The organism is Porphyromonas uenonis DSM 23387 = JCM 13868, assembly GCF_000482365.1.
Classification (GTDB): domain Bacteria; phylum Bacteroidota; class Bacteroidia; order Bacteroidales; family Porphyromonadaceae; genus Porphyromonas; species Porphyromonas uenonis.
In genome coordinates this window covers 1-21,456 of record NZ_AXVC01000030.1, presented here as the reverse complement: position 1 = coordinate 21,456, position 21,456 = coordinate 1, and the positions used below count along the sequence as shown (strand labels likewise).

The 21,456-nt window shown below is 54.2% G+C and carries 19 protein-coding genes, 1 tRNA gene and 1 pseudogene; 1 reads left to right on the top strand and 20 read right to left on the bottom strand.

What is annotated here, in order from left to right; translation table 11 throughout:
* A pseudogene (locus L215_RS09750) lies at positions 1 to 189 on the top strand (MobV family relaxase); the annotation flags it as partial.
* Positions 190 to 637: 448 nt separating this feature from the next.
* Here the strand turns inward: L215_RS09750 and ispF are convergent.
* From ispF to L215_RS0103200, 20 genes are all read right to left on the bottom strand, one after another.
* Positions 638 to 1,114, bottom strand: coding sequence for a 2-C-methyl-D-erythritol 2,4-cyclodiphosphate synthase (gene ispF / locus L215_RS0103295; protein WP_025883944.1), 477 nt, complete (start codon positions 1,112 to 1,114; stop codon positions 638 to 640).
* 12 nt (positions 1,115 to 1,126) lie between these two features.
* Positions 1,127 to 2,308: a type IX secretion system outer membrane channel protein PorV gene (gene porV / locus L215_RS0103290; RefSeq protein ID WP_027451338.1), complete on the bottom strand. Its 1,182-nt coding sequence runs from the start codon at positions 2,306 to 2,308 to the stop codon at positions 1,127 to 1,129.
* Positions 2,309 to 2,368: 60 nt separating this feature from the next.
* Positions 2,369 to 3,922: a YifB family Mg chelatase-like AAA ATPase gene (locus L215_RS0103285; RefSeq protein ID WP_025883946.1), complete on the bottom strand. Its 1,554-nt coding sequence runs from the start codon at positions 3,920 to 3,922 to the stop codon at positions 2,369 to 2,371.
* Positions 3,915 to 4,958 (bottom strand): hypothetical protein, encoded by a 1,044-nt coding sequence (locus tag L215_RS0103280; protein WP_025883947.1) that lies wholly within the window; start codon positions 4,956 to 4,958, stop codon positions 3,915 to 3,917. Before L215_RS0103280 ends, L215_RS0103285 begins: the two co-directional genes overlap by 8 nt.
* Before the next feature lie 12 nt (positions 4,959 to 4,970).
* Positions 4,971 to 5,873 (bottom strand): 4-hydroxy-3-methylbut-2-enyl diphosphate reductase, encoded by a 903-nt coding sequence (locus tag L215_RS0103275; protein ID WP_025883948.1) that lies wholly within the window; start codon positions 5,871 to 5,873, stop codon positions 4,971 to 4,973.
* A 24-nt stretch (positions 5,874 to 5,897) separates the two neighbouring features.
* Positions 5,898 to 6,584 (bottom strand): (d)CMP kinase, encoded by a 687-nt coding sequence (cmk, locus tag L215_RS0103270; RefSeq protein WP_025883949.1) that lies wholly within the window; start codon positions 6,582 to 6,584, stop codon positions 5,898 to 5,900.
* Positions 6,574 to 7,575 (bottom strand): type IX secretion system protein PorQ, encoded by a 1,002-nt coding sequence (gene porQ / locus L215_RS0103265; RefSeq protein ID WP_025883950.1) that lies wholly within the window; start codon positions 7,573 to 7,575, stop codon positions 6,574 to 6,576. The genes cmk and porQ overlap by 11 nt, the downstream gene beginning before the upstream one ends.
* A 20-nt stretch (positions 7,576 to 7,595) precedes the next feature.
* Positions 7,596 to 8,321, bottom strand: a complete 726-nt coding sequence (locus L215_RS0103260; protein ID WP_025883952.1) for a Bax inhibitor-1/YccA family protein — start codon at positions 8,319 to 8,321, stop codon at positions 7,596 to 7,598.
* A 56-nt stretch (positions 8,322 to 8,377) separates the two neighbouring features.
* Complete coding sequence (locus L215_RS0103255; protein ID WP_025883954.1) at positions 8,378 to 9,313, bottom strand: GIN domain-containing protein; 936 nt, start codon at positions 9,311 to 9,313, stop codon at positions 8,378 to 8,380.
* Positions 9,314 to 9,678: 365 nt separating this feature from the next.
* Complete coding sequence (locus L215_RS0103250; RefSeq protein ID WP_082239906.1) at positions 9,679 to 11,343, bottom strand: leucine-rich repeat domain-containing protein; 1,665 nt, start codon at positions 11,341 to 11,343, stop codon at positions 9,679 to 9,681.
* Between the two features lie 112 nt (positions 11,344 to 11,455).
* Entirely contained in the window at positions 11,456 to 12,409 is a 954-nt protein-coding gene (gene ribF, locus L215_RS0103245) for a riboflavin biosynthesis protein RibF (RefSeq protein WP_027451336.1), read from the bottom strand.
* Between the two features lie 29 nt (positions 12,410 to 12,438).
* Positions 12,439 to 13,740, bottom strand: a complete 1,302-nt coding sequence (locus L215_RS0103240; protein ID WP_025883959.1) for a murein hydrolase activator EnvC family protein — start codon at positions 13,738 to 13,740, stop codon at positions 12,439 to 12,441.
* 25 nt (positions 13,741 to 13,765) lie between these two features.
* Positions 13,766 to 14,587, bottom strand: coding sequence for a lipoprotein insertase outer membrane protein LolB1 (locus L215_RS0103235; RefSeq protein WP_025883961.1), 822 nt, complete (start codon positions 14,585 to 14,587; stop codon positions 13,766 to 13,768).
* Positions 14,588 to 14,603: 16 nt separating this feature from the next.
* The gene (locus L215_RS0103230) at positions 14,604 to 16,367 is read right to left on the bottom strand and encodes a tetratricopeptide repeat protein (RefSeq protein ID WP_025883963.1); all 1,764 of its coding nucleotides are present in this window, start codon (positions 16,365 to 16,367) and stop codon (positions 14,604 to 14,606) included.
* Entirely contained in the window at positions 16,364 to 16,798 is a 435-nt protein-coding gene (gene dut / locus L215_RS0103225; protein ID WP_025883965.1) for a dUTP diphosphatase, read from the bottom strand. The genes L215_RS0103230 and dut overlap by 4 nt, the downstream gene beginning before the upstream one ends.
* 20 nt (positions 16,799 to 16,818) lie before the next feature.
* Positions 16,819 to 18,534: a flavodoxin-dependent (E)-4-hydroxy-3-methylbut-2-enyl-diphosphate synthase gene (locus tag L215_RS0103220; RefSeq protein ID WP_025883967.1), complete on the bottom strand. Its 1,716-nt coding sequence runs from the start codon at positions 18,532 to 18,534 to the stop codon at positions 16,819 to 16,821.
* Between the two features lie 104 nt (positions 18,535 to 18,638).
* Complete coding sequence (purE, locus tag L215_RS0103215) at positions 18,639 to 19,148, bottom strand: 5-(carboxyamino)imidazole ribonucleotide mutase (protein WP_025883968.1); 510 nt, start codon at positions 19,146 to 19,148, stop codon at positions 18,639 to 18,641.
* A gap of 12 nt (positions 19,149 to 19,160) precedes the next feature.
* Positions 19,161 to 19,541: a glycine cleavage system protein GcvH gene (gcvH, locus tag L215_RS0103210; protein ID WP_025883969.1), complete on the bottom strand. Its 381-nt coding sequence runs from the start codon at positions 19,539 to 19,541 to the stop codon at positions 19,161 to 19,163.
* Positions 19,542 to 19,576: 35 nt separating this feature from the next.
* The gene (gene galE, locus L215_RS0103205; RefSeq protein ID WP_025883971.1) at positions 19,577 to 20,638 is read right to left on the bottom strand and encodes a UDP-glucose 4-epimerase GalE; all 1,062 of its coding nucleotides are present in this window, start codon (positions 20,636 to 20,638) and stop codon (positions 19,577 to 19,579) included.
* 352 nt (positions 20,639 to 20,990) lie between these two features.
* Positions 20,991 to 21,064 (bottom strand) — tRNA-Arg (locus L215_RS0103200).
* Between the last annotated feature and the right edge of the window lie 392 nt (positions 21,065 to 21,456).

Genomic DNA, 21,456 nt, shown 5'->3' with positions numbered 1-21,456 from the left:
GTCCGTGGTACGGCTACGGCATATTCGGGAATGTACAAACGAAACTTCACGGAGGAAAATGCGGAGCTACGCATTATAACCAACGAGAAGCGTCAGCCTATTCTCACCATCAATGGACTATCTGTTCCAGACTGGTGCGAACAGAAGTGGAAACAGCTTGTCAATCGTAATCGCTCGCAACGACTGTAGAGATAAGACATCTCCTTCCCCTTTCATTGTAATGTTTGGACTCCGACTAAACTTTTAAGAAGAAAATCACGCAAGAACGCTCACTTTCTCCCACGAATCACTACCTTTGCAAGTGATAATAGTGAGCGTTCTTTGGCTATCCAAAACAATGTACTTCAAAGCACTCCGCTCATTTCTAAATCGTTACCTATCCGCATCGCTCCAAACGGTAACCTCTTACTTCTCAGCTAGATAGTCCGAAACCAAAAAATTGCGGAGGAACTTTTTAGTTCCAACGTAGGAACTCTTTCAATGCTGTCCGATAAAGTATGAGGAGTACGAAAAAGGGCCGATTCCAAATAAAAAGAATCAGCCCTTTATGGTTAAGTCTGGTATGCGCTTGCTTGATTGTAGCTCCTCCCGATTAAAATTTATTGTTGAGGTTGTTGCGCTATTTACCGCTAAATGATCAGTAAGTAAGCAGTACGACGGCTTGCGCTGCGATGCCCTCGCTATTGCCGAGCGGTCCGAGATGCTCGTGGGTGGTCGCCTTGACGTTGACACACGAGGTGCCGAGTAGCTCCTTGAGGCGTGCTATCATTTGCGGGATATAGGGCGAGAGCTTGGGCTGCTGAGCGATGATGGTGAGGTCGGCATTGACTACTTGACAGCCCGCCTCGCGTACCATCTGCATGACGGTGGCGAGGAGCTTCGTGCTGTCGGCTCCACGGTACCGCTCGTCGGTGTCGGGGAAGTGGTAGCCGATGTCTCGCTGCCCGATCGCCCCGAGGAGTGCGTCCATCAGAGCGTGTAGCGCTACGTCAGCATCGGAGTGACCGAGCAGTCCTAGCGGACTGGGGATCTGTATGCCGCAGAGGATGAGCGGGCGGTCTGGCGTGGTGCGATGGATGTCGTATCCAGAGCCTATGCGGTAGTTGCAGGTCATGCTCGTGGAGGCTTACTTGAGCAGCTCACGGATGCCGTCAAAGTCGAAGGCGATGGTGAAGCGGAGCGTCTGGTCGAGCGGGTTGCTCTGGACGGTCGAGACGAGGTAGGAGGCGTCAATGCTGAAGACGTTCATCTTGAAGCCAGCACCAGCTGTGAAGTACTGCAGGTTACCCTTGTAGGGGTGCAGGTAGTGGTAGCCAGCACGTAGGAAGAAGCGGTTGTTGTAGCTGTACTCAGCACCTAGTCGGAGGGAGACCTCCTGTAGCTCCTCTTTGAAGCCCCCTGGCGCATCTGCAAAGGAGGTGAAGATACCTGCGATGGAGGAGGTGTTGAGATACTTCTGACGAGCAGCATCGTATGCCTCGGGGTTGGCTTGATCCTTTACGGGAGGGGTCGGCACGAGGAGCTTACTAGCCTCTAGGTTTACTGAGAGTGCATTGTACTCATCAAAGGGGTAGAGGAGTCCTGTACCGAGCGAGAGATTGGTCGGGATAAACATGCTGGTGCCACCGTTGTCGTATGAGATCTTGGTACCGATGTTCTTAATGTTGAAACCAAAGGTCCACAAGCTCTCGGCAGAGCCTAGGTCAAAGTAACGATTGTAGAAGCCCGAAATGTCTGCTGCAAAGGCATTGCCTGCGCTCTTCTCACCCGTTGCGAGGTTGTTGTCGGCACGGATGTAGCGTAGAGCGACCGCCATCGAGTAGCTGTCAGAGAGCTGTAGCCCGTAGCCAAAGTCTACGGCAAACTCATTGGGGTGTGCCTCACCGAGAGACTTGGACATGTTGTCAAACTGCTCGATAGCACCAAAGGAGAAGTAGCGTACCGAGGCACTCAGTGCTTGGTTGCTCTCACGACCTATCTTATAGTAGCCGACCAGCTCCATGAGCTTGATATCCTTGACCAGCTTAGCGAGCCAAGGAGTGTAGGACATACTGATCCCAGCCTTGCTACTGAGGAAGGCGTACTTAGCGGGGTTGAAGTACTGAGACTGTACGTCTGGCGTGGTCGAGACACCCATATCGGCTAGACCCGCAGCACGGGCGCTCGGGTTGATATTGAGCGAGGGTACTGAGGTGAGCACTGGGTTGAAGCGTCTGTCTTGGCTCACCTCTTGCGCTGTGAGGTGAGACGTTAGCGCCCCCAAGCCTAGGAGCATAAAAGAGGTTATGAATAGATTGCGAAGTTTCATAGAGTCTATTGTTTTACTGAACTAACGGCGGAGGAAGGCTGTTTATTGTATTATCTGTTGCTAGACGGAGACGATGCCCCAAGAAGAGCGGTCCAGGTTGCGGTAGTTGATCGCCTCGCTGATATGCTTGAGCGAGATCTGCTCGGAACCGTCGAGGTCGGCAATGGTGCGAGCCACCTTGAGGATGCGGTCGTACGCTCTCGCAGAGAGGTCGCGCTGTATCATAGCCTGACGAAGTATCTTCATGGCGTCGCCCTCGACATAAGCGAACTGCTTCATCAAGCGTGGGGTCATCTGCGCATTGCAGTGGATACCAGGGTAGGGAGCGAAGCGCTGGAGCTGTATCTCTCTCGCTTTAATGACGCGCTCTCGGATCGCAGCACTGCTCTCGGAGGGGCGACGGTCGGAGAGGGAGTCAAAGTCTACGGGACGGGTCTCGATCTGTATGTCTATGCGGTCTAAGAGAGGACCGGAAAGCTTTTGCAAATACTTGGCGGGAGCACCTGGAGGACAGGTACACTCACGGTTGGGGTCGTTGTAGTAACCACAAGGACAGGGATTCATCGCAGCTACCAGCATGAAGGAGGCGGGGTAACTGAAGGTCGCTTTGGCACGAGAGATGGTGATGGTGCGGTCTTCGAGCGGTTGGCGTAGCAACTCAAGGGCTACGCGATTGAACTCGGCCAGCTCATCGAGGAAGAGCACTCCGTTGTGTGCCAAGCTCACCTCGCCTGGTCGTGGGGTCGTGCCACCACCGACGAGCGCTACATTGGAAATGGTGTGGTGGGGCGCACGGAAGGGGCGGCTCTTCATCAGAGACACGTTACCTTTGAGAGCGCCTGCTACGGAGTATATCTTGGTGGTCTCGAGTGCTTCGTGGAGGGTGAGCGGAGGGAGGATCGTGGGGAGACGCTTGGCGACCATGGACTTGCCTGATCCTGGCGAACCGATCATGATAATGTTGTGTCCCCCTGCGGCTGCGACCTCCATGGCTCGGACGAGGGCGGGCTGCCCCTTGACTTCGCTGAAGTCTACCGAAGAGACGCACTGCTGCTGAGCAAACTCCTCGCGGGTGTTGACTGTCGTCGGCTCTAGCTTCGCTCTCCCAGCGATGAAGTCTATCACCTCTCTGAGCGACTCGACACCGTAGACCTCTAGGTCGTTGACGACGGCAGCTTCGCGAGCGTTTTCTTTGGGTACGATGACCCCTTTGAACTTTTGCTCTCTAGCCATGATGGCCATCGGGAGTATACCTTTGACAGGCTGCAAGGTGCCATCGAGAGATAGTTCGCCAGCCATCACATAGTTTGCGAGAGGCTCATCGGGGATGATCTCATTGGCGGCGAGAAGTGCCACAGCGATGGGGAGGTCAAAGACAGTTCCCTCCTTGCGCACATCGCCTGGACTTAGGTTGATGACCGTATTAAAGCTCTTGGGGTGCGCATCGCAGGAGTGGCAGGCGGTGTAGACACGAGAGAGCGACTCTCGTACGGCTGCATCGGGCAGTCCCACCATGCTGATGTTGAAGCCCTTGGAGACGCTGAGCTCCACGGTGACGAGGAGCGCATCGAGGCTGACGAGGGCTGAGGAATAGGTCTTGACGAGCTTACTCATTGTATTGGAAATAAGAGATGGAGTCCACGACCAGTGCGTGATTACTGTCGGTACGGTAGTGCATCACGCCAGCCTGTTCGTCTGGAGCTAAGGCTCTGTAGAGCTGCACACGAAGAGGCTCGGGCGCATCAATGACGTAGCTGTAAGCCCCTAGGCGATTGGCGATCTGTCCTAGCGAGTCTACGCTCCCGAGGGGCAGGAGCAACGTGATCGACTGTTGGGTGCCTTGCGGTATGCGCACATGGGACCACTCTATGTCTGAGCCGAAGAGGATGCGCCCCTGAGGATAGCTAGAGGGGCGCCATGTGATGGTGTCGTTCTTATTGATGGCTCGTAGGGTGGGGTAGCTCTTTTGGCTAGCTGATGAGGGGGTTACGACAAACTGATAGATCTCAGGGGTGAAGAGCGCAGAGTCTATCGTGCCGTCCATGAGCGCCTGACGCAACTGCGACAAGCCGTCCTCGTAGAGAGACATGATCTCCAGCGCCCAGTCCATCTGTCCGGCATAGCGCTTCTGCTCCTTCTTTTTGAGATTCGAGGCAAAGGCGATGAACTCCTGCATCACCAGCTTAGCCTCTTTGTTGGCACTGTCGAAGTCGTTGTCAGCGACCGCCTTGTCGTAGGTGCGTAGGAGCGGTTTTGCCTTCTTAAGAAACGCTTTGTAGCCCGTTCTCTTAGCTTCGTCCAGGTCGTAGCAGTTGTGCGGGGAGGCGACCTCTAGATGAAAGCGCACCTTACTCTGGCTCTGCAGGTCTAGCGGGTAGTACTGCTCGAAAGCTCCCACGACGATGTACGCTCCGTAGATAGAGTCTCGATCGAATGTGTAGGTGAAAGTCTCTCCCGCCTTGGTGAAGGCGAGCGTGTCAATGCGTGCTCCGTCACTCTGTAGCGTGTAGAGGAGTGCCGTGTAGCCAGTGTTGTCGGCCTTTTCGCTGTCAATCTTTATCTGCACTTCACCACTACCGCAAGATACGAGCAGGAGCAGACTGGTGAGCAGGGACATTAGGGAGGTAAAGGGGTAGAGCAGGCGTCTCATAAGGTGTGTTGTTTACTTTGACTGAGCAGCGTCTTGGCGCTGTTGCATCCATCGGGTGATGATCTCGGCAATCTCTTGCAGTTGCTCACGAGAGGTGCTCGTGGCTCCGCATACGCCGATAGACTCTTCGTACGAGGGAACTAGGTCGTAGGTCAGTTCGGAGGGATAGGTGATGAAGGTCGTATTGGGATTGACCTCGAGGCAGTTCTGATAGAGGACACGTCCGTTGGAGCTCTTCTGATCGGAGACAAAGAAGATGCGGTCGTGGCTCTTGGCAAACTCTCGAATGTTGGGAATGCGACGAGAGACCTGCTGGCAGATGGTGTTGTGAGAAACAAGCGTCGCCGTGTCGCTCAGACGGCTCTGAATGAGCGAAAGCATCTCCTCAAGCTGATCCTCCTGCATGGTGGTCTGCGAAAAGAGTTCGATGGAGCGTGCGAAGTCTATCAAGTCTAAGTCCTTAGGCTCTCGCACCACGATAGCCTTTCCATCGGTCTGTCCGACCAGTCCATTGACCTCTGCATGTCCAGGCTTGCCAAAGATGACAATCTGCGTATCATCATTCGCATGCTGGAGGTACGCTTGCCTTACTTTCTGCTGTAGTCTTAGCACCACAGGACAGGTCGCATCGACCACCTCTATGCCGTGCTCTGCTGCGTAGGTGTAGGATGCGGGAGGCTCGCCGTGAGCTCGGTACAGCACACGGGCATTGCTCAGGCGGTTAAACTGCTCGTGATCTATCGTACGCATGCCGAGAGACTCCAGCCGATCCACCTGAGCACGATTATGAACGATGTCGCCTAGACAGTATAGTGGCTCGCCATGCTCCTGACGCAGTATCTCCTCGGCACGAGAGACCGCCTTGATGACGCCAAAGCAGAAGCCCGACTCGGGATCTATCTCGACGCGTCCTATCTGATTGTTTGCCTTCACTCTTATCTACTTTTGCTCCCGCTCTCGTGCTATCTGCAGAGCCACTTGCGTCTGCTCATCTATGGTCAGCTCACTATTGTCTATGACGACCGCATCCTCAGCTTGGCGGAGTGGATTGATTGCTCTGTGTGAGTCTCTATAGTCTCTGTCGGCTAAGTCTGCCGAGACCATCTCCATTGTTGTCGTCTGGTCGCCCTTGCCACGCAGCTCATCATAGCGTCGCTGTGCACGCACCTCGGGACTTGCTGTGAGAAAGATCTTGAGCTCAGCCTCTGGGAAGACGGCCGTCCCAATATCCCGGCCATCCATCACGATACCGCCCGCCTCGCCCAGACGGCGCTGCTGCGCCACGAGCATCGTTCGTACGAAGTCATAGCTCGCCACGACACTAGCCGGGCGAGAGACCTCTAGCGTGCGAATCTCAGACTCCACATCCTCGCCATTGAGGAGCGTGTGTCCAGTCTTAGGGTCGAAGGTTACCAGCACCCCATCCAGCTCCTCACGTAGCTTATCTAGGTCAAACTGCTCGCCATCCCATAGCCCACGTCTCATCGCAAAGAGAGCCACGGCACGGTACATAGCGCCACTATCTACATAAGTGTAGCCCAGCTCCTTGGCTAGTGCACGTGCTAGCGTACTCTTGCCACAGGCGCTGTATCCATCGATTGCTATCTGTATCTGCTTAGTAGACATACTTGTCATTGCCAAAGGTTGTGGAGAATGAAAACATCAGCCCCAACATTTGCGGATTATAATAGGTTGCTCCAAGCGCCAGGCGGTAGTGCCTTTGGTTAAAGCCCACACCAGCCGAAAGACCACTCAGGCTCTTGCCCCCTCGCTCCGAAAGATCCACAGCTTGCTTCGCATTGTACCCAATGCCAACCCAGAACTGCTCAGACGGAACAAACTCCACGCCTCCCGCGAAGTGACTCGCTATGCGCACGCCCGTTGACCGTCCCGCTCCCCAGGTCTGTATATTATAAGGTGTCAGACCATGTAGCGTGAGGTGAAAGCGTATCGGCGCATGCGCTAGGCGCTGCGACATGCCGAGACGAATGTCCCACTGCGGCATACGACGTGAGAGGCCGTAGCTCTTGAGCATACCGCCCACATTGGAGATGGTCATACCTAGCGAAGTGCCCCAATCGGAGCGGTAGTAGCTCAGACCCGCATCGGCTACAAGCGCAAAGGCCGAGTAACGCTCGATCTGCCCGTAAAGCATCTTGAGCGTCAAGCCACCACGTAGACGGTCGGTCAGGTCGTAACTGTAAAGCCCCGAGAGCGCCATCTCCATCGCCTGAAAGGGAGCCGTCGCCACCCCCTGCGTATCGTACCCCTGCATCTTGCCATAGTAGGTACTGCGCAGAGCGACCGCCCAGGCACCACGCTCACCGACCGGTAGCCCGTAGAGCGCATTGGCACTGTGCGTACCACGCATGTAGTTGAAGTAGGAGAGAAACATTCGTCCCGCCACCTCGTGTCCATAGAGTGCGGGGTTGTCCAGAGCCAGTCCAGGGTTCGCATCTATGTAGGAGATGACCTTGCCACCCATAGCAAGCGACTGTGCCGAGGGGGGCTGTAGCAGGAAGCCAAAAGTGTGCGCCTCCTGCCCCTGTACCGTAGTATAGGGGAGGAGGCCGAAAAGTAGTAGGAGTAGTGTACTCCCGAGAGATGCTCGAGGCATAGATGTACAGTAGAGGGCTATCAGTCGTTACGTCCGAAGAACCTCAAGAGGTATAGGAATAGGTTGATAAAGTCTAGATAGAGAGACAGTGCGCTGATGACCGCCAGCCGACCTACCTGCGTATCGTCATAGAGATCGCTCTCAGCAGCTAGACGCTTCACACGCTGCACGTCATAAGCGGTCAGAGCGGTAAAGAGTACCACGCCGATGAGGCTAATGATCCAGTCCAGGCCGCTCGAGCGAAGGAAGATATTGACCAGCGAAGCAATGATGAGACCTATCAGTGCCATGAATAGGATAGAGCCCATCTTAGATAGATCCCGCTTGGTGGTAGCCCCCACAAGTGCCATCACGCCAAACATGCCTGTGGTGATAAAGAAAGTCTTAGCGATAGAGCCCAGACTGTACACCACGAAGATGAACGAGAGCGTCGCGCCGTTGAGTGCCGAGTAGACGATCAGCATAATGGTAGCAGTCGTCACGCTCATCTTGTTGATGCGCGCCGAGAGAACGAAGACCAGTACTAGCTCAACTATGATGAGTAGCCACATAGCTCCCGATGTTGCCACTTGGTAGAAGAGTCCACTATTTACGAACCCCATAGCAGTCAGTGCCGTGATCAGCAGGCACATAGCCATCCAGCCGAAAGTCTTGCGCATCACTGTGCCAACCAATGGGGCTGCCATATAGGTTTGACCTTCAGGAGCTGTGTAGTTTGAAGGGTTGTATGGAGGAGGTGTTGTCATAATATTGGGATGTTAAAGTGTTACGTTATCTAGGACATGATGGAGCGAGATGCGCTTTAGCGCTTCCCATCTAGTGTCTCTAGTGTTGCCGAGTCTAGAACCTCAGCTTTTGCTATCCGCTTCGGGGGCTGGGTGAGTCCGAGCTTCGACTCGTTGCAGAGTGTGTAGGAGATTTGGTCTATCACATGTAGCTGGCACTCTGCGCTGTCTGATAGTAGCGCATCAGCCGTCTCCACACTCAGCGTATTCGCCTCTACGACAGAGCGATCGGAGGCTGTCAGGGAGAGCGCCTTGGTGCGCCCCAGTAGTGTAGCCCGACCCGATCCAGTCGCTGTGATGTGGGTCTCCCCATCAGACTGCAGTACCGCACGTATCTTAGGTGAACCGCTGTAGCCTATGAAGGTCTGATTGCACGAGAGGTATAGATCCGCCTTAGCATTGCCACGTAGCTGCACCTCTGCATAGTGCGCATCGATGGTCAAACCCTCTACCTGCCCACCAATCTGTAGCAGATCAAAGGAGGTCTCAGGCTTATTGCATCCCGTTGCTACGACCTTAGCGTCGCCGACCACACGTAGCTGGCTGATCGATGGTAAGGTGAGCTCCGCAAAGACCTCTCCTGGCACCCAGCGGTTGCGATAGGGCAGGCGACTGATCGATAGCGTCTTATTGCTCATGCGTACCTTCACGCGACGCCTTAGAGCGTTAGGATAGGAGACTCTGAGCGAGGCGTGTGACACGGTATCAAAGTTTATCCGTATCTGCACCCCGGCTCCTACCTCTAGCGTGTCAAAGGTCCTCGTAGCGTAGCTGTAACTCTTGCTGCGCTTATGTCGCAGCCAGTAGAGGAAAGCTAGAGCGGAGGCCGCTACACCAGAGGCGACGACTCCACCAGCGATAGCGCCTTGGCGCAATCTCCGTACACCCTTTGGAACTGGTATGTCGGAGAGCCTGTCGGACAGGTGAGAGCGGGATATATTGCGTTTCTTCATAGTGATTATAGATGATTGCAGGTGCTGGTCTCACAAGGCCAATCTCGCATTAAGAGACCAATCACCCTATTTGTAGCTACGAAGATACAAAAAAGTGCAGAGATGCCAACAGTTTCCTCCGTATGGCACTCCAGTTTCACCCGTATGAAACTTTAGTGCCGAAGGGGGTGAAACTTTAGTTTCACTAGGTGAAACCTAGCTTAGCGGGCAAAAAGAGGGGGCTATACCGCAGTGTCGCGATACAGCCCCTTGGGTCGGGTCGTTTGGACCGTGATTAGTCGGAGAGGTGGAAGTAGCGTCGCACCGCCTCCTCGTCGCGGGTGATTTGCTTGCGCAGTGCGTCGAGGCTCTCGAAGTGTAGCTCCTTACTTGACTAGTAGGACTGTGCTCTCAGAGGAGCTCTTGAGGATATACGCTCCATCGGGTAGACTGTGTAGATCTAGCTCTACACTTCCGAGGTCATTAGCTGTGGCACGCTGTAGGAGCTCGCCCTGAGAAGAGTAGAGTGCTACGACCTCACCACGACTTAGCCCTGCTACGTGTACATACTCCTTAGCTGGGTTGGGATAGACTCGTAGAGCAAGCGTAGAGGGTGCCTCTACAGATACATTGTCCGACTCGTTGCTCTTCAGCTCCCAGTTTTTGTCTTTAGCTGCTTTGATAAGTTCGTCTGGGCACTTGTTGAGCTCGGTAGTGCTTGTCTTGCTGATGGCATAGAGTAGACCTGCTGTCTGACCCTTGCGGTCTGGAAGAGCCTGTATGAGTTCGCTCATAGCTTTCTCCTGGATAGCATTGTTGTAGATGCTGAGCTTCTCAAGCTTTGATGCAGTAGCTATCTTAATCTCGCTAATCTTATTACCCTGACACTCTAGAGTCTGTAGTTGAGGGGCCTTGGTTAGATCTAGAGTAGTAAGTTCGTTGGAGCTACAGTTTAGCTTGAGTAAGGGGTGGTCTGCAGATACAGAGATGCTTGAGACCTTCTTTTTGCTACAGTCTAGCTCGGTAAGCTTGCCGTGGATCGTGAAGGTGGTACTCTCAACGGTGTACTCCTTCGTTCCTGGATCAAAAGGCTCACGGAGCCCCTCTAGCATGATGTCGTCATTGTCCTCGCCCGCCATGCTGAGAGAGACTTTGTCTCCTACTTTGAGAGCTGTCGCAAGGGTGGTCTCACCAGCAGGGTATACAGGATCACTGCCTTCGTATTTCTTGGGGTTGGGAGCGTTGAAGTCAAAGACTTTAAAGCCACGTCGCTTAGCCTCAAGGGCATCTTTCTTGAGACATACGTTGTCTCCAAACTTCTTGGCGAAAAAGCTGTCTATAACGTGTATCTCCCCATTCCTCTCCTCTTGGGATCGGTCGGGTAGGCTATAGATGAGACGACCCATGACGGTCGCTTTGATCTTATTGCAGGCACAGTATATGAATCGGATCTTGGGTGTCTTGGAGAAGTCTAGACGGGATATTTGATTGCGTGCACAGTCTAGGAACTCTAGACTGGTGCTCTTAGATAGATCAAGCTCTGAGATATTGTTTCTAGCACAGTGTACGACTACAAGCTGAGGGCATGATGCTAGGTCTAGAGCTGTAATCTTATTGTTCCAACAGTCTAGGTTCTTCAGAGAGCTACTCTTGGAGATGTCAAGGGAGGTTAAGATGTTTTTTCCACACTTGAGCGTGTCAAGAGACGAAGCCTTGGTGATATCAAGCTGATCTATCTCATTAAAAGTGCAGGTGAAGTTGGTGATATCTCCGTTGACGGACACCTTATCCTTCGTGAGGGTGTAACGGTGGAGAGCTCCGTCCGCTACGATAGGTTCTTTTAGTCCATCGGCTTTTACAGGAGTCTTTGCCTTAACGCTGAGCTGAACTTTAGTACCGACCTTACGCGTCGTGTGAAATGTGATGGACTCTTTGCTCTCGGACGTATTACCTCCGTCTTGAGCAGATGTAAGGGTGACGCTTCCTAGGAGCATCAGAATGAGTGAGAGGAGTAGACTCCTCCGCAACAAACTGGTAGTAAGTTGATTCATATTCTTTTCGTATTATGGTTGAAAATACGAGCGCAAAGGTACGATCAACTTTCTCTCTAGAAAATCAGTTTATGTAGGTATTTTAGAGGTGTGGAGTACGTAATCTTGAGTATTAGTCGGAGAGGTGGAAGTAGCGCCGCACCGCCTCCTCGTCGCGGGTGATCTGCTTGCGCAGTGCCTCCAGGCTCTCGAAGTGTAGCTCTTGGCGTAGTCTGTCGCAGAGGGAGATCTGTAGCTCCTGACCGTAGAGCTGGTACTCCTCGCCACCCATTAGAAAGACCTCAATCATCGTCTCCTCCTCGGCTAGCTCGAGCGTGGGGCGTGTGCCTATGTAGAGCATGCTCGGTATATCTCGCTGCTGGGCCGCTCCAAAGGGATCAATGGTCGTGCGTGCCATGTAGACCCCAGCAGGAGGGAGCGCTTTGTAGGGGGAGGGTACCTCTATATTTGCGGTTGGGTAGCCCAGTTTGCGCCCTATTTGAAGGCCTGTCTTGACTTTGCCCAAGATGGTGTAGGGGTGTCCTAGCTGTCTCTCCGCCTCGGTCACGGCTCCAGTGTCTATCCAGCGACGTATGGCTGTCGAGCTGATGGGGTCTTGGCTCGTGCTGTCTCCTAGAGCGTATGCCTCCCCACGTATGCAACGTATGCCGTAGCGGAGCGCTATAGCCTGATAATCCTCGAAGGAGAGTCCCTTGTCGTGACCGAAGTGATGGTCAAAGCCCACGACGAGTGTGTGGATATGTAGCTGCTCGTCGAGGTAAGTGCGGAGAAACTCCTCGGCACTCATCTGAGACAAGGCCACTGTAAAGGGGATGACGGCGACCCGCTCTATGCCCATCTGGTGCAGGAGTAGCTCCTTCTCTCGCTCTAGCGTGATGAGGCGGAAGGGGCGCTCGGGGTGCAGCACCAGCTGTGGGTGCGGATCGAAGGTGACGACCCCTGGGGTCAAATGGTCTCGCTCAGCTATCGTGAGGACTTGGTGGATGAGTGCTTGGTGCCCTAGATGTACCCCATCGAAGGCTCCCATGGCAACGACTAGATGCCTCGTGGACTCTGCTCTTTGCATCGAATGAACTGCTTTATGAGGGTATGGCTTTATCGTATCCAAGCTTGGGGATTGAGCTTGGTGCGCTCGTGCCATACTTGGAACTGCATGACCCCATACTGTCCCTCATCGTCACTCGCCACGGTGCCTAGGACTTGACCTATCTTGACCTTTTGACCTGCTCGGACTGAGACGTTCTGCAGGTTAGCATAGACGGTCAGATAGTTACCGTGACGTATGATGATGGAGTTGTGGTAGCCTGGCACGACGAAGACCTTGCTGACTACTCCGTCAAAGATGGCGACCGCTTGGGTGCCTCGTGACACTTGTATGTCGATACCGCCATTGCGTGTCTGTACCATAGCCAGATCGTCGTGCTGCTGGAGACCAAAGCGTCTGATGACACGGTAGCGCCCTTTGACAGGTGCAGGGAGCCGTCCCTTGTTGGCAGCAAAGGAGCTAGCCAGCTTACGCTCGGCAGCATCCATCGCATAGCCATCCTTGGTCTCAGCGCGGCGCTCTGCCTGCTTGGGCACTTTCTGCCCCTTCTTACGAGCCTCTCGCTCGAGACGCTCACGCTCTTCACGGGCCTTGCGCTCCGCCTCAGCTATCTCACGAGCTATCTGATCTTGGATAGCTTGGTTGAGCTGCTCCGCCTTGCGCTGCTGCTGCTTGCGCTTCTTTTGGAGTGATTGCCGCTCGGAAGAGAGTTCCTTGACCTCGGAGGCGATGCTTTTCTGCTGCTGCTCTAGCTTGACACGCTCCTCGGCTCGTAGCTGTAGGAGCGTTCCTTTCTGCTGCTTAGTCGCTATGAGTTGGTTTTGGCTCGCTTGAAGTCGCTCACGAGTATCGTGTAGCTGCGCTGCGACCTCCTTGTGCGCTCTAGCATAAGCTGAGAGGTAGCGCACACGACGTATGCCCTCGTCAAAGCTGGAGGCGGAGAGGATGAAGAGAAGTCGATCCTCAAAGCGGGGGCGCTGCTGGAGTGCTCGCAATGTTTGGGCGTAGCGCTCTAGGCTCACCTTCTCATCTTGCTGTAGCACACCAATCTGTCTGGCTAGCGAATCGATGGAGACATTGAGCAGGGCCACCTCCTGGTCTAGTAGCTCGATGACCTGAGTACGGTCTTTGATCTGCTGACGGACGAGTTTGTCCTGCTTGGCTTTTTCCGAAAGGCTCTGACCGAGAGCCTTGATCTCTTTGTCGGTTTTCTTGATAGCGTTGAGTAGCTCGGTGCGCTGCTTCTCAAGCTTGCTTACAGCTGCGGACTTCTTGGGTTGCTGTGCCAAGAGCAGGGTGCCTGTGAGCGTGAGTAGACAGAAGGTATAGAGTAACCGTCGGAGGTGTGACATAGATCAATGGGGAAGTGTGTGAAAACTAAAGGAGCCGAAGTAACTCGTCTAGGGTCATAGTCGTATAGCCATCCCGAGGCTCGGTGATGCGCTCGCGCAGTTGGGCTGGGCTGAGCACTTTGCTCTTGCTATACTTTAGCTGCATGGAGAGACGCTTGCGAGGAGTAGAGACGAGGAGCTGTGTCGCAATAACTTTGCTGGAGCCACTCTGGTAGCTGTACCGTCCCTGCAGATAGCCTTTTTGGCTTTGGTCTGTGGAGGCAATGCGGATAGCATCTAGCTGGCATTGCGCATTGACCAGATAGTCGGCGACCCAAGGCTTGCCCTTGGGACTATGGAGTGAGACCTCTAGAGAACCTCTCCCGACGGTGTACTCACTATCGGCTAGGTAGGTAGGCTGCCCGAGGAGCAGGTCGCGCAGGAGTGTGTAGGAGACCTCGGTCGCAAGTTGCTCGCTCAGCTCAGAGTAAGAGATGGTGACCTTGGCATCGTGCATCATATCGTACAGGGCGACGTGGTCGGGGAGCACGTAGATGCGCAGAGCCTCGATGAAGGGGAGCGGACGAGCCGAGAGCATCATGCCCTCGCTCTGATCTACAAAGAGGTCTATACGTGTGGATAGTTGCGAGTCGCTCAGAGATAGCTCGGCACTAGCGGTGCGATGCTCGGGCGTGTGGCTAATCTGGAGTATTTGGTCAGAAAGCCACGAGTCGCCTAGAGCGCAACCACCGTCGTCTGCGACTGTGGGCGCCTTTGGAGAGCTAGAGTGAGTGGTGCGTGTGCCACAAGCTAGGAGCAGTAGTACGCTACTGATCAGGAGGAGGGTGTATGGTAGGGAGTGTCTCATTGCTTGTCCATCATAACTAAGGGTTTAGCGCATCAATCTTCTGCTGGAGCGCCGTCGTGGGAGCTAACTTGTAAGCTCGCTGCCACTGCTGGAGGGCAGCTTGCCGATCACCACTCTGCAGATAAGCGTCGCCTAGTCGCTCGATGTAGCCCGCATTGGGCTTGCCTAATTGCTCGGCTCGCTCTACCGCTTGCGAGAGCATGAGCTGAGCCATGGTCGTTTGGCCTCGAGCTAAGAGGATCGTGCCGTAAGTGTCGAGGATATTGGCCTCTTCAGGAGCTAGTCCGTAAGCTGTCGCGGCTAGTTGCTCGGCTTTCGCTAGTTGGCTACTGTCTTGTGGTGACAAGGTGTAGAGGTAGTAGGCGTAGTTGTTGAGCAAGATAGCATCTCGTGGGAAGAGTCGCTCGGCTATCTCAAAGACCTCTAGCGCCTGTGCCGACTGCTTCTGCCGCTCGTAGATGAGCGAAGAGTAGAGGAGTAGCAGGCGTAGCCCTTCGGTCGGCTCAACGCCCTCAGCTGTCTTGAGTTTGGTCCAGTCTAACTGGCCACTGATCGCTTGCTTAGCCTCGTCTAAGCGGTCTCGAGCGATGAGTTCGCCAGCGTAGAGCGCCAGGATCTGAAGGTCTGCGGGGTAACGCTTACGTGCCGATGTGAGGTAGTCTAGTCGCTCCTGCTCTTTCATCTGCGAAGCCTGTAAGAGTACCGCACTATAAGCGGTCTTGGGGTTGTCGTAAAACTGCTTCACCAGTTGCTCCGCCTGCGCTTTCCCCTGTTGTGTCGAGACAATCATATAAAGGTCGGCGAAGAGCTTCGGATCGGTCGGCTCTAGCTCTGCAAGGCGTGTCAAGGCGGGGATAAACTCTGAGGGGATCTGACTAATGTCTGAGAAGTCTGGCAGTAGCATGGAGACAATGCGTGCCGAGACAGAGGAGATGCTGTCTTGTCGCGCTAGGTAGCGGTAGAGGTAGTCGGCCGATTGCTTGGTGTCTCGGCGCGAGGCGATCAGCTCGGCACGAGTCACCTCAATGTAGGCGTCGGGTAGAGAGAGCGTCTGCTGGAGTTGCGCCAGACCCTTCTCTATCTGATCGTCTAGCCTCAGTGCGTTGAGCGCTTCTAGACGTGTGTGGTGATTGCCAAGGTTGCTCGGCTCAAGCTCGACTAGACGCTCCGCGGCTTGGAGCATGCGCTGGTAGTCTCCTAGCTTGGAGGAGGACTGAGCGATGAGTCGGTAGTAGACTTCTTGTTGCTGAGGGTCTGTGAACTGCGTCGTGTCTAGCTGTGCAATCTGCTCTAGCAACTCTTGGTTCTTGTTCAGCATCGCTAGGCTGGTCAGATGAACGAGCAGTATGTTCGGATGGCTCGACACCTCTCTCGGGAGCATAGCAAAGAGCGAGTCCGCCTCGTCAATCTCTCCGCTACTGTAGAGGAGCGTGAGGTAGTAGCGTACGAGCTCTTGATTGGCGCGTGCTTGGTCGCCTCGCTTGGTAAAAAGCGTCTTGAGTAGATCTTTAGCTTCGTTTTGCCGACCTGCCAGATCAAGCCAGCTGGCTAGCGGGACAGCCGTCCGAACCTGCTGGTCGGGATAGCCATCGTAGAGGAAGTAGAGATAGCCGATGGCAGGCTCTTGCGCTCCTGCAAAGAAGAGAATATTGGCGTAGTCCTCAACGAGCGAGTAGGCAGTCGCCTTCGTCTCTGTGGACTGCGCAGAGACTTTAGCAGAGGTTAGCCCTAGCAGAGCTAAGAGAAGGAGTAAGAGTGTCTGCCGACCGAAGCTTTTCATACGCCAGTATGTCCAAAACCTCCATCGCCTCGCTGAGTGTCCGAAAGGCTCTCGACCTCGATCCAGTCGCACTGCTCATGGCGTGCGAAGACTAGCTGAGCGATCCGCTCGCCAGGAGCTATCTCCACTGTCTCCTGAGATAGATTGATCAGGATCACCTGTAGTTCGCCACGATAGTCTGCGTCGATCGTACCAGGCGCATTGAGTACGGTCAGCCCCTGCTTGAGGGCTAGGCCACTGCGTGGACGCACCTGCCCCTCGTAGCTTGCGGGGATTTCCATGTATAGACCAGTGGGTATCAGCCGACGCTCTAGGGGTGCCAGCGAGACGCTTTGCTCTAGGTTGGCTCGTAGGTCTAGCCCTGCAGATAGTGCCGTAGCGTATTGGGGCAGGGGATAGGAAGAGCGGTTGATAATCCGAATAGGAAGCATGAGTTGAGTAGGTATAAAGGTTATTGCTGTGGCGGATCGCACCACTTGCCGTCGCTCTTGATGAGCTCAATGAGACGATCCACAGCTTCTGCCGAAGGGATGCCATGCACGAGTCGCTCCTGGCCTCGGTATAGGTCGACCTTACCGACACCACCGCCCACGTAACCGTAGTCAGCATCGGCCATTTCGCCAGGACCATTGACGATGCAGCCCATCACGCCAATCTTGAGATTAGGCAGATGCGCTAGTCGTTGCTTGACCTGCGCCACCGTCTGCTGAAGGTCAAAGAGCGTGCGCCCACAGCCTGGACAACTGATGAACTCCGTGTGGGTCATCTTGATACGTACCGCCTGCAGGATACCATTGAGCAGGTCCAGACGAGCCTTAGGACTCATAGCCACTGCTGAGAAAGCGACCGCATTGCCAATCCCTTCCAAAAGCAATGAGCCGAGCTGCGTAGCGCAGTCGATCAAGATGTCGTCATAGCCTCTCGCATGGGACGCATAGTGTAGCAAGATGCGAGGCGCAGCACCTCTTCCCGAGAGCTGATCCACGGCATAGCGTACCTTATATATATAGTCCAGCTCGGCGCCTCGTAATTCCAGCCAAGAGCGACCGTCCCAGTGAGCTACAAAGTCCTCTAAGTGCTGCACCAGCCGATCCATTGGCGTGTCAAGGTTGATGACTTGTAATGTCTGTCGCTCCTCGACGAAAGCCAATTGCGTCTCCTCCAGTCGAGCATCAAAGCCTACGTCGAGAGCCTTCTCGTCGCTGTCCAGTGTCAGCACAGCGGGGTAGTGAGCTAGCGTCGTAGCGCCCTGCGCTTGGTCACGAGTTACGGAGCGATAAGTATGGCTTCCGTAGATCGGTCTAGTCTGGTCAAAAGAGGCCAACTGATCGATGTACGCGATAAGCTTCTTGCCAAAGCGAAGCTCCGCCTCGGGTTCTTCGCTCAGAGAGACTCTCAGCGTGTCGCCCAGACCGTCAACGAGCAGGCTGGCAATGCCGATACAGCTCTTGACACGTCCATCCTCGCCAGCACCTGCCTCGGTGACTCCGAGGTGTAGCGGATAGTGCCAGTCTAGCGCATCCATACGCTCCACCAGTAGGCGCACCGCTTGCGTCATGACTAGGACGTTGGAGGCTTTCATCGAGATGACCACGTCACGCATTCCTAGGCTGTCGCACACCTCTAGGTACTCCATGCAGGAGGCGACCATCCCCTCGGGCGTGTTGCCATACTGAGCTAGGATGCGCTCAGAGAGGGAACCGTGATTGACGCCAATGCGTATAGCACGGTGACGAGCTTGTGCCTCGCGAACAAAGCGCCCAAAAACCTCTGCTATCTCTGTCCGTGCCGTCTCATCGTCTAGCGAAGCCTTCTGATGAAGGAAGTTGCCTGGATTGATACGCACCTTCTCCACATGCTTGAGCGCCTCAAAGGCGGGCTCACTCCTAAAGTGTATGTCCGCCACCAGCGGCATGCGACACCCCTCGGAGCGTAGTCGCTCAGCGATTACGCCCAGATTGGTAGCCTCTCGTACTCCTTGAGCCGTATATCTAAAGAGTTGACACCCTTCGCTGGCACAGCGTAGGGCTTGTGCCACACAGAGATCCGTCTCCATGGTACTCACGTTGGCCATGCTCTGTAAGAGTAGTGGTGACTCGCCTCCTAGACGAGCCTCACCGACAGGCACGGAGTAACTCTGACGACGCTGGTATCTACAGAGAGACATGTTTCTTATGAATGGTCAGTGTGGTAGGTGTGTATAGTAAAGATAAACGAGTAGGGGAGGAGGGCAAAAGCTGTGTCGCCCTCCACCTCTACGTCGTCGTATCATTAGTTCGTTTTGTACTTATAGTCAGAGATCTGAGCTAGCTCTTTGTTAGCCTTGACGATCTTCTCCTTGAGCGAAGCCTTCTGAGCTCTCACTCTCTGGGCTATCTCAGGATCGCCTAGAGCCAGCATCTGAGCGGCTAGGAGTGCTGCGTTTTGAGCAGCGTTGACTCCGACCGTTGCTACGGGGATGCCAGGAGGCATCTGTACGATCGCTAGGAGAGCGTCTAGTCCCTCTAGAGAGGCATCAATAGGCACTCCGATCACAGGCAGTGTAGTCATCGAGGCGATGACACCGCATAGGTGTGCGGCCATACCAGCGGCAGCTATGATGACACGTACACCACGCTCCTCAGCACCTCGTGCGAACTGTGCTACCTCATCGGGAGTGCGATGGGCAGAGAGTGCGAGTAGTTCGAAAGGTATCTCCAGTGCCTCCAGTTGCTTGGCGGCACGCTGCATGATGGGTAGGTCACTTGTGCTACCCATGATGACGCTAACGAGAGGTTGCATCTGCTTTAAGTCTTACTTACCGATTTTCTCTTGGTAGCCAGCAGCGTCAAGTAGCTCGTCAGCCTCTGCGGGGTTTTCGATAGCTATCTTGATGATCCAGCCCTTGCCATATGGATCTTCGTTGACCAGCTCAGGAGCGTCCTCTAGCTCCTCATTGACCTCTAGGACCTCGCCCGTCATAGGCATCATCAGATCAGAAACAGTCTTGACAGCCTCGATAGAGCCAAAGACCTCGTTGCGCTCGATCTTCTCGCCTTGAGTGTCAACGTCTACGTAAACAATCTCACCAAGCTCGCTCTGTGCGAAGTCGGTGATACCGATGACAGCCTCGTTGCCATTGATGCGTACCCACTCGTGGTCAGCCGTGTACTTTAGTTCGTTTGGGAAGTTCATACTAGTTTATTAGTTTAATAGTTAGAATTGCTCTTTCAGTTGTTATCTCTTTTGTTCAGAGCCTCCTGCCAGTGCCAAGCACGTCGCAGGCTCTCCTCGATAGGTATCTCAGCATGCCACTTCAGCTCTTGCTCGCCGTAGCTCGTGTCGGCCCATATCTGCTCTATGTCGCCCGCTCTGCGGTCGCCTATGCGGTAGGGCACCGTGCGTCCCGTAGCTCGCTCGAAGGCTTGTATCAGCTCCAAGACGCTCAGCCCACGACCCATGCCTACATTATACATATAGTATGCTGGAGTCCCCTCTACATCGCTACGATGCAGACGACGTAGCGCTGCTAGATGAGCTTGTGCCAAGTCCATCACGTCGATGTAGTCACGGATGCAGGTACCGTCTGGCGTGTTGTAATCATTGCCAAAGACTACCAACTCCTTGCGTAGCCCTGCCACCGTCTGGGTTAGGAAGGGGATAAGGTTTTGCGGTGTACCCACGGGCTCCTCGCCAATGAGTGCCGAGGGGTGCGCCCCGATAGGGTTAAAGTACCGTAGTATGACCGCCTGCAGAGGCATGCCACTCCGTACAGAATCAACGATGATATCCTCGTTGATGCGCTTCGTATTGCCATAAGGCGAGGTGGCATCTTGACGAGGTGCCGACTCGGTGATCGGTAGATGTTCAGCCGTCGGCTGACCGTAGACCGTGCAGGAAGAGGAGAAGACGAGGTGCTGCACGCCATACCGCTCCATACAGCGTAGGAGCGTGATGAGCGAATTGATATTGTTATCGTAGTAGCGTAGCGGTTGCTCGACCGACTCACCTACCGCCTTGTGTGCGGCAAAGTGAATCACTCCTTCTATCTCGCCCTTGTGATGCTCGAAGACCTCACCCATAGCCACCGCATCGGTGCAGTCCACCTCGTAGAATTGTGGTCGTATCGAGGTAATCTGCGCAATGGCATCAACCACCTCACGGCGTGAGTTAGATAGATTGTCTACTAAGATGACACCGTAACCCGCCTCCTGTAGGACGACGGCAGTGTGGGCAGCTATGTATCCACAGCCACCAGTCAGGAGGATAGACTTTGGGGTATGTTCGTGCATTGTCATTAGCTAGCGATTTATTTGGGCGAAGCCGATGAGACTCTCTGGTTTCATTAGCTTCCCAAAATTACGACAAATCCACGACATAGGACGTTTTTCGAGCGATCCTAATCAAGGCTGGTGCGCTTGACCTGCTGGAACGATTTGTTCTATGAAGCAAATGGTGCTACCCGTCGATGACCCGAAGACGTAGTCCAAGACCTTACGATTCGCCTCGTCTAGTTGCTAGCGTAACTAGGTGTGACACGCCTAATTTGCGTAGCTTCTGGAAAGCTTGTTCGTCGAATAATCGCTTCGATACGGAACAAAAAAGAGCGGTGAAGACCGCTCTATAAGCAAATTACAAGTTTTGTGATCGAGTTGGGATTCGAACCCAAGACCTACTGCTTAGAAGGCAGTTGCTCTATCCAGCTGAGCTACTCGACCTATGTATCCCACACTCCTCACAGAGCGCGCCTCCGTAGCAAGCTAGACGCCATGCTGGTCAGACCCAAAAGCAGGTCTTGTCTACCCACATTACCGCTACGGCTCGACAAAGGTACAAAAAACTATCTCTTTCCCAAAATCAAGAGGCCCACGATACAGGGCTGACGCATGATAGCCAGCCGTCTAGGAGCTCCACATGACGATAACTAGAAATACACGGTTCGACTATCGCTACAGAAGGGCTATGGAAACTCTCTGATTACACCTTCCTCCCGAAGAATGGAATTCCTACCTAGGAATTTCCCAAATAGCTACCTAGGAATTCCCCCAATTCCTACCTAGGAAATAAAAAATTCTTCGGAGGAATCAAATGAAACTTCGGAGGAATCAAA

Coding starts and splice junctions, on each gene's coding strand:
- ispF (WP_025883944.1), bottom strand. CDS start 1,114: ATGACCTGCAACTACCGCATAGGCTCTGGATACGACATCCATCGCACC.
- porV (WP_027451338.1), bottom strand. CDS start 2,308: ATGAAACTTCGCAATCTATTCATAACCTCTTTTATGCTCCTAGGCTTG.
- L215_RS0103285 (WP_025883946.1), bottom strand. CDS start 3,922: ATGAGTAAGCTCGTCAAGACCTATTCCTCAGCCCTCGTCAGCCTCGAT.
- L215_RS0103280 (WP_025883947.1), bottom strand. CDS start 4,958: ATGAGACGCCTGCTCTACCCCTTTACCTCCCTAATGTCCCTGCTCACC.
- cmk (WP_025883949.1), bottom strand. CDS start 6,584: ATGTCTACTAAGCAGATACAGATAGCAATCGATGGATACAGCGCCTGT.
- porQ (WP_025883950.1), bottom strand. CDS start 7,575: ATGCCTCGAGCATCTCTCGGGAGTACACTACTCCTACTACTTTTCGGC.
- L215_RS0103260 (WP_025883952.1), bottom strand. CDS start 8,321: ATGACAACACCTCCTCCATACAACCCTTCAAACTACACAGCTCCTGAA.
- L215_RS0103255 (WP_025883954.1), bottom strand. CDS start 9,313: ATGAAGAAACGCAATATATCCCGCTCTCACCTGTCCGACAGGCTCTCC.
- L215_RS0103250 (WP_082239906.1), bottom strand. CDS start 11,343: ATGAATCAACTTACTACCAGTTTGTTGCGGAGGAGTCTACTCCTCTCA.
- ribF (WP_027451336.1), bottom strand. CDS start 12,409: ATGCAAAGAGCAGAGTCCACGAGGCATCTAGTCGTTGCCATGGGAGCC.
- L215_RS0103240 (WP_025883959.1), bottom strand. CDS start 13,740: ATGTCACACCTCCGACGGTTACTCTATACCTTCTGTCTACTCACGCTC.
- L215_RS0103235 (WP_025883961.1), bottom strand. CDS start 14,587: ATGAGACACTCCCTACCATACACCCTCCTCCTGATCAGTAGCGTACTA.
- L215_RS0103230 (WP_025883963.1), bottom strand. CDS start 16,367: ATGAAAAGCTTCGGTCGGCAGACACTCTTACTCCTTCTCTTAGCTCTG.
- dut (WP_025883965.1), bottom strand. CDS start 16,798: ATGCTTCCTATTCGGATTATCAACCGCTCTTCCTATCCCCTGCCCCAA.
- L215_RS0103220 (WP_025883967.1), bottom strand. CDS start 18,534: ATGTCTCTCTGTAGATACCAGCGTCGTCAGAGTTACTCCGTGCCTGTC.
- purE (WP_025883968.1), bottom strand. CDS start 19,148: ATGCAACCTCTCGTTAGCGTCATCATGGGTAGCACAAGTGACCTACCC.
- gcvH (WP_025883969.1), bottom strand. CDS start 19,541: ATGAACTTCCCAAACGAACTAAAGTACACGGCTGACCACGAGTGGGTA.
- galE (WP_025883971.1), bottom strand. CDS start 20,638: ATGCACGAACATACCCCAAAGTCTATCCTCCTGACTGGTGGCTGTGGA.